9 protein-coding genes are annotated in these 13924 nt (G+C 51.9%); 7 read left to right on the forward strand and 2 right to left on the reverse strand.

Features of this window, described 5'->3' with window-relative positions; translation table 11 throughout:
• Positions 1 to 239: 239 nt before the first annotated feature.
• Positions 240 to 4004, forward strand: coding sequence for an OmpL47-type beta-barrel domain-containing protein (locus H581_RS36485; RefSeq protein ID WP_156889591.1), 3765 nt, complete (start codon positions 240 to 242; stop codon positions 4002 to 4004).
• A 99-nt stretch (positions 4005 to 4103) separates the two neighbouring features.
• Here H581_RS36485 and H581_RS34170 read toward each other — a convergent pair whose 3' ends face one another.
• Entirely contained in the window at positions 4104 to 4694 is a 591-nt protein-coding gene (locus H581_RS34170; RefSeq protein ID WP_245600041.1) for an imine reductase family protein, read from the reverse strand.
• Positions 4695 to 4749: 55 nt separating this feature from the next.
• Between H581_RS34170 and H581_RS0115565 the strand changes: the two genes are divergently transcribed.
• On the forward strand, positions 4750 to 5694 hold the full coding sequence (locus H581_RS0115565) for a helix-turn-helix transcriptional regulator (RefSeq protein ID WP_028610820.1): 945 nt from the start codon (positions 4750 to 4752) through the stop codon (positions 5692 to 5694).
• Between the two features lie 113 nt (positions 5695 to 5807).
• On the opposite strand, the gene H581_RS0115570 is transcribed toward H581_RS0115565, so the two are convergent.
• The gene (locus H581_RS0115570; protein ID WP_028610821.1) at positions 5808 to 6686 is read right to left on the reverse strand and encodes a LysR family transcriptional regulator; all 879 of its coding nucleotides are present in this window, start codon (positions 6684 to 6686) and stop codon (positions 5808 to 5810) included.
• A 185-nt stretch (positions 6687 to 6871) separates the two neighbouring features.
• Between H581_RS0115570 and zwf the strand changes: the two genes are divergently transcribed.
• From zwf to gndA, 5 genes are read left to right on the forward strand one after another with little or no spacing between them, the layout of a single operon-like run.
• Positions 6872 to 8398 (forward strand): glucose-6-phosphate dehydrogenase, encoded by a 1527-nt coding sequence (gene zwf, locus H581_RS0115575; RefSeq protein WP_028610822.1) that lies wholly within the window; start codon positions 6872 to 6874, stop codon positions 8396 to 8398.
• Positions 8376 to 10370 carry a transketolase gene (gene tkt, locus H581_RS0115580; protein ID WP_028610823.1) on the forward strand — a complete coding sequence of 665 codons (1995 nt, stop codon included), beginning with the start codon at positions 8376 to 8378 and terminating at the stop codon, positions 10368 to 10370. Before zwf ends, tkt begins: the two co-directional genes overlap by 23 nt.
• A 38-nt stretch (positions 10371 to 10408) precedes the next feature.
• Positions 10409 to 11074 carry a fructose-6-phosphate aldolase gene (fsa, locus tag H581_RS0115585; protein ID WP_028610824.1) on the forward strand — a complete coding sequence of 222 codons (666 nt, stop codon included), beginning with the start codon at positions 10409 to 10411 and terminating at the stop codon, positions 11072 to 11074.
• Positions 11075 to 11118: 44 nt separating this feature from the next.
• Entirely contained in the window at positions 11119 to 12465 is a 1347-nt protein-coding gene (locus H581_RS0115590) for a glucose-6-phosphate isomerase (protein ID WP_028610825.1), read from the forward strand.
• Positions 12466 to 12488: 23 nt separating this feature from the next.
• Complete coding sequence (gndA, locus tag H581_RS0115595; RefSeq protein WP_028610826.1) at positions 12489 to 13907, forward strand: NADP-dependent phosphogluconate dehydrogenase; 1419 nt, start codon at positions 12489 to 12491, stop codon at positions 13905 to 13907.
• The last annotated feature ends 17 nt before the right edge of the window (positions 13908 to 13924 follow it).

The raw sequence follows: 13924 nt of genomic DNA on the forward strand, positions 1-13924 counted from the left end.
GGTTTTTATTGCCATGGAAACGCCATTTGAAGCGGTGCAAGGAACATCCCGTTTTTGTGCATGAAGTAGAGGATTGAACCATTGAATGAGGAACCCTGGCTGAGTAAGATAACGTTACACGCAGACAAGGGAGGGATTATGACCAAGGTGACGAAAGAACCGCATCCGCAGAATTGTAAGCACTTACAAACGCTTGCGGGCATAAAGCGAAGGAGTTTATGAAAAAGAGGAGGTACGACATGAAGAAAAGGTTCGCGCTCATTTTATGTTTTGTGCTTGGTTTATCTGTATTCCAAATGCCGATTCCTGCCGCGCATGCGAGTTATGATGCGCTGCCGGCGTTTCCGGGGGCGGAAGGTTTCGGTTATGCCGCCTCAGGCGGCCGGGGAGGCGAAGTATACCGTGTGACCAGCTATGAGCTCACCGGTCCCGGAACCTTCCATGATGCGCTCATAACGGCAGGGTCGACGCCGCGAACGATCGTATTTGATATTTCGGGTGAAATCACGATTCCCAAGATCGTGGTGAAGGGCAAGTCCAAGATCACCATTGCGGGCCAGACCGCGCCAGGTGACGGAGTGACGATCCGGGGCAACAATATCCGATTTATCAATAGCAGCGACATCGTCATTCGTTATTTGCGCTTCCGTATGGGCGTGCAGAACTTTAATGACGACACGATGTATTTCGAAGATTGCCAGAATGTGATCATTGACCACTCCTCCTTCTCATGGGGGACCGACGAAGTGTTATCGATCAAGAGCAAAGACTACGACCATCCTGAGTCTAAAAATATTACGGTGCAGTGGTCGGTTATTTCAGAGGGGCTGCTTACCCACTCCATGGGCGGTCTAATCGAAATGAATACGATCACCATGCATCATAACCTGTACGCCCATAACAATGACCGCAATCCGAAAACCAAAGGCCAAATTGATTTCGTCAACAACATCGTCTATAACTGGGGCGGATATCCCTACGTGGCCGGCGGCGAATCGGGCACCAAAGGCTACGGAAACGTCGTCGGCAATTATTTCGTCGCGGGCTTGAACTCGGCAAGTCCCGAGTACGCGGTCGTTCGCGGTAACGAGAACTATAGCCTATATCTTGCGAACAACCGCATCGACGGCAACAAAAACGGCATTCTCGACGGAACGGATACGGGAACCGAAATGATGGAGGCAGAAAGACCGAGCCTTTTGGTTCCGGAACGTTTCGAATACCCGCCTGTTCATACGCATGAACCGGAGACCGCCTACGAGCATGTTCTGGATTACGCCGGCGCGTCGCTCCTTCGGGATAAGGTGGATCAGCGCGTGATCGATAGCGTGCGTAATCAAACCGGCGTCATCATCGGTCATGAGAACGACGTCGGCGGATTTCCGCAGCTGAAGCAAGAAAAGGGGCCGCTTGATACGGACCTCGACGGGATGCCCGACGCATGGGAGACGGCGAGAGAATTGAACCCGGACAACCCGGAAGACCGAAACGGCGATCGAAACGGAGACGGTTACACGAATCTCGAGGAATACTTGAATGAGCTCGCGGAGCCGGGCTTTCCCTCGAATTATCCAACTACTCCTCCGGCATGGACGGGATCGCCGTTTATCCCGCCGGTCGTACCGACGCCGGAGCCTGAATTCGAGCCGGTGCCCAGTATGGACGGAGAGGCCGTCAGGAATGTTGTTATCAATGATGACAGCGGCAGCGGAAGCGTCAATGCGGCAAACTGGTCGGCACAAAAGAATCTCCAGCCGGGGGACTTCGTGGCAGGAGACCGTATGACCGGAAGCAAAGCGTATACCTTCGTTTCAATCCCGGATGAAATGAAGGGTCTGGAATGGATTCGCTCAGCGGTGAGCTCCAGAAGCGCTACCAGTCCGGATTTGCTCTCTTTCTACTTGGCAGCCGACGCAGACGTGTATGTCGCCCACGATTCGAGGATAACGGAGCTGCCTCAGTGGCTGGCATCCTCCTACGAGGATACGGGGCTGATCATCGCCGATAACCAACCGGTGGAGTTCAAACTTTATAAGAAACATTATTCCGCGGGCTCGCATGTTGTCATGGGGGCCAATAACAGCACCTCTAAAATGAATTATTTTGTCATCCTGAAACCGACAAGTCGGGAAACGGCCCCTCCTGCGGAAGCCGCATCGGGATTGACGGGGCAGCTCGCGGACGGTCCTGCGGTATCGCTTAACTGGGCGCCCGTAAGCGGGGTGGATGCTTATCTCATCTACCGTTCAACGTCATTGGATCCCTATTTTAAAGTGATAGGAAGCGCAGACAGCACGACGTATACGGATTCTGCCGCCGTCATGGGCGTTACCTATCAGTACAAAATATCCGCAGTGAATGCGGGAGGCGAATCCCCGCACTCCGGTCCAGTGGAAGTTCTGGCCTATGATCCATCGAAACCGGTACTATCGGCACCGATCGGATTGCAGGTCACTGCGGCAAAAAGCATTTCCGTCACGCTGGCATGGACGCCTGCCGACGACGCCGTCAGCTATGGGATCTATAGGTCTGCTGCCGCCGATGGGCCTTATGCAAAGATAGGCAGTACATCTTCCGCATCCTATACGGATAAGGATGTGGAGCCTTCGATGACGTATCACTATTATGTGACCGCAACGTCGGTCGGCGGGGAATCCGCATCGTCCGGCAGCGTCGGCGCGACGACGAAACCGCCGGTGCCGATCCCGCATGTGCCTGCAGGCTTGTCCGCAGGAACGGTTGCGACAAATGTTTTCGAAATCGAGTGGAATCCGGTTGACCATGCAGAAAGCTATCATATTTACAGAAAAGGGAATGGCGATAATGATTATACCCGGATCGGAAGCACAACTGTACCTCGCTACTCTGACGATAGCGTAGGGGCAGACCGTACCGGGTACAGCTATAAAGTAACGGCTGAGAACGAGATGGGCGAGTCCGCTCCTTCCGAAGCGATTGACATTGCCATGCCGTTACCGGCAATCCCTACGAATCTTTTTGCCGGATTGGTTGGGGAATCGTTCGTCGGACTCGTCTGGACCTCCCATGGCGGAGCCACCCGATACCAAGTTTACAGGGAATCCGCTGGCGAACCGGTCCAATTTGTTGGGTACGCGAAGGTCGATACCTACTACGACCGCACAGTAGAACCGGGAGTGGAATACACCTACTATATCAAAGCCCTAAATGCCAGCGGAGAATCGGAACCGTCCAATTCCATCTCGGTCCGAACGCTCGATTCACCTAAGGACGTAACGCCTCCCGTTACGAAGACCGATGCCGAGCCAGGCTGGCATAATACGGCTCAAGTTATTAACCTGAGCGCAAATGACGCGGAAGGCTCGATGACAACGACCTATTACAGCGTTAATGATGCTCCTTTCAAAGCGGGCAATCAGGCGATTCTCAGCGAGGAAGGCGTTCATACGCTCCGGTATTACAGTATAGATGCGGTTGGGAACAAGGAAGCGGTCCAATCAACAACGATAAGCATCGACTTCACCGGGCCGGCAATTTCACCCTCCATAACGGAAAAGGTATACCGCCCGGACGCCGTGAGCTTCCCGTTCGCAGCAACGGATACGTTAAGCGGCATAGACCAAGTGGATGCGACGCTGGACGGCGAGGAGGTAAGCTTACCCGTAACGGCGGAGCCTTACGCCTTATCGATCGGCGAGCATACGATTGTCATTACGGCAGCGGATCATGCAGGCAACGTCTCGGTTCAGCAATACGTATTTGAAGTTATTATGGATCGCGGCTACCTGGATGAAGCATTGAGAGGGGCGTATGACCAGGGTAAAATCTCGAATCAAGGCATATTGAACAGCTTGCTTGCGAAGGTAACCCTGATTCAGAATGAAACCGACGCAACAAAAATCGTTAGCGCATTGCATGCTCTAGAGAACGAAATGTCCGCACAGGCAGGCAAACAGTTGGATTCCGACTTCGCGCTAAATCTTCTGGCGGATCTCGTGTATCTGAAAGAGCAAGCAAGCCAATAACGGTTTAAAACGAATCCGAAAGCGGCTGTTCCCCATTGCATGAAATGGGAAACAGCCGCTTCGTTTGTTCAATAAATAGGAAATGTACCCATCCCTGTCCTATCTCAGTACTTTAATAAGGGCACCTAGTTCTTCATGTCCATAACCGGCATTCAAGGCCTTCTTAAAAAGCCCATGGGCAAACATCGGAAATTCCTTGTTAATGCCGGCTTCACGAGCTTGTTCCATGAGGAGATCCACTGTCGTCATACACATATTTACGGAACTCTGCGGATTATCGTAAGTTTCGGATTGAATCACTTCACTCTCATATTTGATCACATCACCGACAACCTGCGAGACATGAGAGATCATCGACCCGAAAGCATCCACGCGTAGGCCATCGGATTCAAGGATGCGTGCCGCATGAAAAAATCCGATATACGATCCAAATAAGTATGAAAGAAACGCCAATTCCGTCGAAGATGCTGCACTAACCTGTTCACCTAGATAAGGTGAGTTTCCGGCCAGATATTTAAGAAACGGTTCACTTTGTTGAAAAGCGGTTAGGGAACCTGATGTGAAGATGGTAGCTGCCGGGTTACCTATCTGGGTTGGTGATGCCGCTATTGCGCCGTCGAGATACTCCGCATTGTGTGTGCGAGCCCATGCTTCATTGTCGCGTGCTTGCTGGGGGCTCCCAGTGGTCAACTGGATAAGAACACGACCGGAAAGGGCAAGTTTAACCTAAAAGGAGGAGCTGTTCATGCACAAAGCGCAGCGACTCATTCAACTTATTATGAAGGTCAATGAACGCAAGAAGTTTACGATACAGGAGATGGCAGACGAATGCGGTGTTTCGCGCCGAACGATGGTTCGCGACTTGATGGAGTTGAGTGAACTGGGTGTGCCGCTCTATTCCGAAGCAGGGCCTAGCGGCGGTTATCGCGTTCTGCGAGAAAAGGTGCTGCCACCCATCAGCTTTACGGAACATGAGGCGATCGCGTTGTTTTTTGCCTGCCAATCGTTGCGCAATTACAAAGCTCTCCCTTTCAAAAATGAAGCGGATGCAGCGTTGCACAAGTTTTTTCATTACTTGTCGAGCGAGTTAAAGAAAAAGATCGAACGCATGCAGCAAAGGCTTGTATTTTGGGTACCTCCGCATGAGTTGGAAGTTCCTTTCTTGAAGGAACTGCTCGAGGCTGCTTTGGAGCAGCGAGTTATCACGATTATTTACGAAGCATCTTCGCGTCGAGAAAGAATGATTCAACCGCTTGGGATCTATACGATGAATGGATTGTGGTACTGCCAAGCTTACTGCTTCTTGGCAGATGATTATCGAGTGTTTCGTGTGGATCGAGTGAAGGATTTCTCGCATGAGGCTAACCAAAGCATGAAATTGAATACAGACGAGGAGCACATTCAGACATGGATCATGCGAATGGATGAGAGTGAAGCATTGGATCTTGAGGTGGAATTGACGCCGGAGGGCGTGAGACGATGCCAATCGGACTTATGGTTATCCCGATGGATCGATTTGCGGGAGAACGGCTCAGGTACGATTCGTACAAAGATGAGCGCATCGTATGCGCCATGGGCGGTACATTTTTTCCTCGGCTTTGGCATAGAGGCGAACGTGAAACGTCCCGATGTGGTGCGCGAACAAATACAAGGAAAGCTCCGTGAGCTCATGAGACAATACGAATGTTAGAGGATGTGCATTCGAGACGACAACAAAAGCAGCATTCCTCTAAGACCCGCGATTTCTAAAACCCTTTCTTTAAGGCATGCCGCATTAAATATGATCTCGGTACGGGAAAATCATTATTGAACCAGCTCGATAAACCTGCTTGCCGTGCTGGAAAGCGGCATGTTCCGCATAATCATAAGGCCGACATGGGAGGGAGGCAGCTGCACGTCTAATTGGATCTCGAAGAGGGAGCCTTCTTCCAGCTCCTTCGTCACGAATTCCCTCGTCACGTAAGAAATCCCGAGTCCTCTCCGCGCAAATTCAATGAGCAGATCGACGCTTCCGACCTCAATTTCAGGCTTCAATTTATAGCCGTAGCTTTCAAACAGCTCCGTTATGGCCATTCGCGCCCGGCTATTCCGGGAGAAGAGGATGACGGGATGCTGAAGCAGCCTCTCCAAGGTTAGAATCTCGTCCTTAAGCTCGGCGTAATGCTCACCCGCCACGAAACAATCCTTCAACTGAATGCTTTCTTTCACTTCCAGCTGGGGATCAACGATCGGCATGCGGACGACGCCCAGGTCGATTTTGCCTTCTTTCAGGAAGGAAATCACTTCAGGCGTCGTGCCATGATTCAGATGCAGCCGGATGCCGGGATAGATCTGATGAAATTCTTCCAGGAACGGAAGCAAGTAATGCTTAAACAGCGAATCGCTCCCGCCGATCCGCAGCTCGCCGCTGTCCAGATTTTTGAGGGCGGCCATTTTCTCTTCGGCCCGCGAGATTAAAATCTGAGACTGCTCAATATACGAATACAGAATGGCGCCTTCTTGCGTGAGAGCGACGCCTTTGGAATTCCGGTAAAACAACGTAATCCCGAAGCTGTCCTCCAGCTGCTTGATGGCATGGCTGACGCTCGGTTGCGTAAGATACAAGGCCTTCGCCGCTTGGGTCAAGCTTCCCGTTTTCGCAGCCCAATAAAAAACTTTATACAGCTCGTAGTTATTGTTCATAGATGTGGTCTATGGCTCCTGTGAAATATATTAATTACTTGTATGACTCCTAAACGTATTATAGTGGAAATAAGAAAAAGAAACCATAGCTTGCAGATCGGAAAACGGTCATAGCTGCCTATTACGGCAGCGTCGCCGACCATAACGGATGGTCTAGCGGGCTTTGTTGGAAGGAGATTGGGAGGATGGAGCCAACCACGTTTGTTTTGTTTGGAGCGACAGGGGATTTAGCCAAAAGAAAAATTTACCCTGCCCTGTTTAATTTATTCATCGACAACAAGCTGCCGAAATCCTTTTCATTGATCGGCCTTGGCCGAAGAGAACTGTCTGATGAAGCCTTTCGGGCGAATGTCGAGAAATCGCTCCGTGATTTCTCCAGACGCCAAGCGAAGGATCCTGCTCTAGTGAATGACTTCCTGCGGGCATTCCGTTACAGCGTGCTGGATATTGGCCGCTTGGAAGATTACCGGAAGCTGCTGCTCATCATCGAACAGCGGGAAGAGGCGCTTCAGCTTCCGCCGAATCGTTTGTTCTATCTATCTGTAGGGCCTGAATTTTTCGAGACGATCGCAGCGGGGATCCTGGACAGCGGGCTTGGTTCCGCGGCGGGCTGGAAACGCTTCGTGATCGAGAAGCCTTTCGGCCATGACCTGCAATCCGCCCGGCATCTTAACGAGAAGCTGAGCAATGCATTCGCGGAGGAAGAGATTTACCGTATCGATCATTACCTCGGCAAGCCGATGGTCCAGAGGCTGGAATCTTTGCAGCAGACCAACCCGGTCATTCAGGCATTATGGAGCAACCGATACATCGCCAACGTGCAGATAACCGCGAATGAAACCGTAGGCGTGGAAGAGAGAGCCGGTTATTACGATCATGTCGGAGCCGTACGTGACATGTTCCAAAACCATATGCTGCAGCTGCTGATGATGACGGCTATTCAGCTTCCGAACAGGAGCGACTCCGAGAAGGTGCGCTTTAAGAAGAAGATGGTGATGGAAGCCCTTGAGCCGCTGCAAAAACAAGATGTCGGCGCGAGCGTCATCCGCGGGCAGTACAAAGAGGGCAGCATCCAAGGCAAGCCGGTCACCGGCTATACCTCCGAACCGGGCATTGCGGCCACATCCATGAACGATACGTTTATAGCGGCCAAATTGCAGATCGATGATTACTTCTGGCGCGGCGTTCCGTTCTATATCCGGACGGGCAAACGAATGAAGGAGAAATCGACGAGGATCGTCATTGAATTTAAGGAACCGACGAAGCAGTCCCCATCGGGGAATGAGGATCAAGCGACGCCTAACCTGCTCGTCATTGAAATGAGCCCCAACGAAGGAATCATGCTCCAATTGAATACGAAGGATTCCCAGCAAAAAGGGGAATTCAAGCCGATTCAGATCGATCTGCATCCTAACCAGGAAGAGCAGCCTGAGGCTTACGAGAACTTGATTCACGACGCCTTGCGCGGTGACTCTACGTTCTTTGCCCATTGGGACGAGGTTGAATTATCGTGGGCATGGGCCCAGCCGATCCTGGATGCCTTCAAAGAAAATCTGGTTCCGCTGCATCTGTATGAAGCGGGGACTTACGGACCTGCCGAATCCGATGCTCTGCTTGCGCAGGACGGCTTCCATTGGTGGTTCGATGCCAAGCCGGAACTTGAAATTATAGAAAAGGAAGGAAAACATTATGCCTACAACACAAACCATTGAACAGTTAGCGATCGATACGATCAGAACCTTGTCCATCGATGCCATTAACAGCGCCAATTCCGGCCATCCGGGTCTGCCTATGGGCGCCGCGCCGATGGCATACACGCTCTGGTCCCAATTTCTAAGCCACAATCCCGGCCATCACAAGTGGTTCAACCGCGACCGCTTCGTATTGTCGGCGGGTCACGGTTCGGCTTTGCTATACAGCCTCCTGCATTTGTCAGGCTACCAAGTATCGATTGACGATCTCAAGCAATTCCGGAAGCTCAACAGCAAGACGCCGGGACATCCCGAATTCGGCCACACGGATGGCGTAGATGCAACAACCGGTCCTTTGGGGCAAGGCGTTGCAAATGCGGTCGGAATGGCGATGGCCGAAGCGCATCTGGCCGCGAAATTCAACCAAGACGGCTTCCCGGTAGTGGATCATTACACGTATGCGCTAGTCGGTGACGGCTGTTTGATGGAAGGGATCTCTTATGAGGCCATGTCCATGGCCGGACATATGAAGCTTGGCAAATTAATCGTATTATATGATTCGAACGACATTTCATTGGATGGAGATTTAAACCTTTCCTTTGGGGAGAATATCAAGAAAAGAGCGGAATCGGCGAATTGGGAATATTTAAGGGTCGAGGATGGCAATGATATTTCTCGAATTGCCGAAGCGATCGCTGCTGCCAAGCACAATGATTCGCAGCCTACGATCATCGAAATCCGGACGATTATCGGTTACGGCAGCAAGGCGGCAGGAACGAACAAGGTTCATGGCAATCCGCTGGGCAAAGAAGAAGCGAAGGCCACGAAGGAAGTTTATGGCTGGCCTTACGAAGAAGAATTCACCGTTCCCGCCGAAGTCAGAGCTCATTTCGAACAGCTCAAACAACTAGGCGCGGCAAAAGAAGAAGCATGGAAAGATTTGCTCGCTTCCTACGCGGCGCAATATCCTGAACAAGGTAAGGAATTTACGCAAGTTATCGACGGCACCGTAAAGATTGATGCTGCAGACATCCTGACGTTCGATGCTTCCAAAACCGTTTCGACCCGCGTGGCAAGCGGAGAAGCGATCAATCATTATTTGAAAACCGTTCCTTCGATCTTCGGAGGAAGCGCCGACTTATCGCATTCGACGATGACGGACATTAAAGGCGAACAAATTTTCGCTACCGAGTCTTATGCCGGCCGCAATATTTACTTCGGCGTCCGCGAGCATGCGATGGGCGCCGCCGGCAACGGCATGGCGCTTCACGGAGGCGTGAAACCGTTCGTCAGCACCTTCTTCGTATTCAGCGATTATTTGCGCCCGTCCATTCGACTCGCTGCGCTGCAGAAGCTGCCTGTCATCTATGTCTTCACCCATGATTCCATTGCCGTCGGGGAAGACGGACCTACGCATGAGCCCGTCGAGCATCTGGCTGCGCTCCGCACCATTCCGGGCCTTACGGTTATCAGGCCGACCGATGCCAATGAGACGGCAAACGCATGGGCATACGCGCTGCAGCAAAATGAAGGTCCGGTAGCGCTGATCCTGAGCAGACAGAATCTGCCGATATACGAAGCGACTAAGGCGAATATCGATGGCGTTGCGAAGGGCGCTTATGTGTTGACGGAAACCGACAACCAACCGGATGTCATCTTGATCGCTACCGGTTCCGAGGTATCGCTCGCCGTGAATGCGAAAGCGGAGCTGGAGCAAGATAACGTGTCCGTACGCGTCGTGGCTATGCCAAGCAGAGAGCTGTTCGACCGTCAGCCGGAAGCTTACAAGCAAAGCGTGCTTCCGGATTCCGTACAGAATCGGGTGGCAATCGAAGCCGGCATTTCACTTGGCTGGGAACGTTACGCTGGACTAGGCGGCAAAGTATTGTCGATCGATACGTTCGGCGCATCGGGACCCGGAAATCAGGTTATGGAGTATTTTGGCTTCTCCACAGGAAATGTGGTTCGTATAGCGAAAGAATTACTGAAGTAAGTAATTATAATTTAACCAAATAAATGGAGGTAATAACTATGAAATTTTTTATCGATACGGCAAATGTGGAAGATATCAGAAAAGCGTATAAAGTCGGCGTCCTTTCCGGCGTTACGACAAACCCTTCTTTGGTTGCCAAAGAAGGCGTGAAATTCGAGGACCGCATTGCCGAGATTTTGCGTGAAGTGCCCGAGGTTGAATCCGTTTCTGCCGAAGTAACGCCGGATGCGCTCACAGCCGAAGAGATGATCGCGCAAGCGAACGAATTAATCAAAATCAATAATAATGATAAAAACATCACCATCAAGCTTCCGATGACGCTTGCCGGTCTTGAGGCATGCCGTTACTTGACGAAGAAGGGCGTAAAAACAAACGTAACGCTGATCTTTACGGTCAATCAAGCTCTCTTGGCCGCCCGTGCAGGCGCTACCTACGTATCGCCATTCCTTGGCCGCTTGGATGACATTTCGGAAGACGGCGTGCTGTTAGTCGCGAAAGTCGCAGAATTGTTCCGTACGCATAACCTGGATGCGCAAATTATCGCCGCCTCCGTTCGCCATCCGGATCATGTCACGCGCGTGGCGATGGCAGGCGCGCATATTGCAACGGTTCCGTTCTCGGTTATCGAACAAATCTCCAAGCACCCGTTGACGGATCAAGGCATGGAGAAATTCGCAGCCGATTGGAAAAAAACCGTTCAATAATAAGAAGCCTTTGACAAGATGCGGGCATAAAGGAGATCTTACAGATGGCGATTAGGTTTGATTATTCGAATGCACTATCTTTTATCCAGCAGCATGAAGTGGATTACTTCAGCGAGTTTGTGAATACGGCTCACCGCATGCTTCACGAGAAGCAAGGCCCTGGATCCGATTATCTCGGCTGGGTGGATTTGCCGCTTCAATATGATCAAGAAGAGTTTGCGAGAATCAAGGAGGCTGCGAAGCGTATTCGCAGCCAGTCCGAAGCCTTGATCGTCATCGGCATCGGAGGCTCCTATCTCGGCGCAAGATCGGCGATCGAAGCTTTGTCCCATACGTTCCACAATCAGATGAGCGGGAATACCCAAGTGTATTTTGCCGGGCAAAATATAAGCTCAACGTACATCACGCATTTGCTGGAGCTGCTGGAAGGTAAGGATATTTCCCTCAATGTCATTTCAAAATCGGGCACAACGACCGAGCCTGCCGTCGCATTCCGTATTTTGCGCGATTACATGGAGAAGAAATACGGCAAAGAGGAAGCGCAAAAACGTATTTTTGCAACGACCGATTCATCCAAAGGCGCTCTGAAGAAGCTTGCCGATGAAGAAGGGTATGAAACGTTCGTCATTCCCGACGACGTAGGCGGACGCTATTCCGTTCTGACGGCGGTTGGACTTCTGCCGATTGCCGTTGCCGGACTCGATATCGATCAAATGATGGCGGGAGCGGCTGCCGCCGCCAAGAAATACAATAATCCCGATCTTGCCTCCAATGAGAGCTATCAATATGCGGCCGTGCGCAATGCCCTTTACCGCAAAGGAAAAACGATCGAGCTGCTGGCTAACTTCGAACCGTCCTTACACTATGTCTCCGAATGGTGGAAGCAGCTGTTCGGTGAAAGCGAAGGCAAGGACCAGAAGGGACTTTATCCCGCTTCCGTTGATTTCACGACCGATTTGCATTCGATGGGGCAGTATGTGCAGGAAGGCCGCCGGGACCTGATCGAGACGGTTCTAACCATCGGAAAACCGAGGATTGAGCTGACGATTCAAGAGGACGCGGGCAATCTGGACGGCTTGAATTTTATCGCGGGCATGACGATGGACGAAGTGAACAAGAAAGCTGCCGAAGGCACGCGGCTTGCCCATGTTGACGGCGGCGTCCCGAATCTGATTGTCGAGCTGGATGAGCTTAATGAATATACGTACGGCGAAATGGTGTACTTCTTCGAGAAGGCATGCGGCATCAGCGGCTTGCTGCTTGGGGTGAACCCGTTCGATCAGCCGGGCGTCGAGGCGTACAAGGTCAATATGTTCGCGCTGCTGGGCAAGCCTGGCTTTGAAGCGCAGAAGGCCGAGCTTATTAAGCGTTTATCCGGAAAAGGACAATAAAGACTAGGAGTGAGAGAGAGACGATGGAAAAACAACAAATCGGCGTGATCGGCTTAGCCGTCATGGGTAAAAATTTGGCTCTTAATATTGAAAGCAGAGGCTTCACGGTATCGGTATACAACCGTTCCCGCGAGAAAACGGACGACCTTATGCAGGAAGCATCCGGCAAAAATCTCGTTCCGGCTTACTCGATTGAGGAGTTCGTGCAATCCCTTGAAACGCCCCGCAAAATTTTGATCATGGTCCAAGCCGGCGCGGGAACCGACGCGACGATCGATTCGCTCGTGCCTCACTTGTCCGAGGGCGACATTATTATCGACGGCGGCAACGCTTATTTCCCGGACACGGTTCGCCGCAGCAAGGATCTCGAGGCGAAAGGCTTCCGCTTCATCGGAACGGGCGTCTCCGGCGGCGAAGAGGGCGCGCTTAAAGGTCCTTCCATCATGCCGGGCGGCCAAAAATCCGCTTACGAGCTCGTCGAGCCGATTCTGACGGCGATCTCCGCGAAGGTGGGCGACGACGCTTGCTGCACGTACATCGGACCGGACGGCGCCGGCCATTATGTCAAAATGGTCCATAACGGCATCGAATACGGCGACATGCAGCTGATCTGCGAAGCGTACGACCTGCTGAAGAACGTGCTTGGCGTAGGCACGGAAGAGCTTCACGAAATTTTCGCCGAATGGAACAAAGGCGAGCTAGACAGCTATCTGATCGAGATTACGAGAGACATCTTCTCCAAATACGATCCGGAGACCGGCAAGCCGATGGTAGACGTGATTCTTGACTCCGCGGGCCAGAAAGGCACGGGCAAATGGACAAGCCAAAGCTCGCTCGACCTGGGCGTGCCGCTCTCGATCATTACCGAATCGGTATTTACCCGCTTCTTGTCCGCCATGAAGGAAGAACGTGTTGCTGCCAGCAAAGTGCTTAACGGTCCGACGAAAGTTCCTTTCCAAGGCAACAAGGCCGCTTTCATCGAAGCGGTTCGCAAAGCGTTGTTCGCGAGTAAAATTTGCTCCTATGCGCAAGGCTTCGCCCAAATGCGCGCGGCATCCGAGGAGTATAACTGGGATCTCCGCTATGGCGATATCGCGATGATCTTCCGCGGCGGCTGCATCATTCGCGCCCGCTTCCTGCAGAACATCAAGGACGCGTACGACCGCGATCCTAACTTGCGCAACCTGCTGCTGGACCCTTACTTCCAAAACATCGTGGAAACGTATCAAGGCGCATGGCGCGAGGTTGTTGCGACGGCCGTCACGAACGGAGTTCCGATGCCCGCTTTCTCAAGCGCGCTCGCTTATTTCGACAGCTACCGCACGGAGCGTCTGCCTGCCAACCTGCTTCAAGCGCAGCGCGACTATTTCGGCGCGCATACGTTCAAGCGCGTCGATAAAGAAGGATCGTTCCACTTCCAATGGATGGAAAATAACGAATAACAGGATAGTTGCGGGCT

The organism is Paenibacillus harenae DSM 16969, from assembly GCF_000422465.1.
Taxonomy (GTDB): domain Bacteria; phylum Bacillota; class Bacilli; order Paenibacillales; family Paenibacillaceae; genus Pristimantibacillus; species Pristimantibacillus harenae.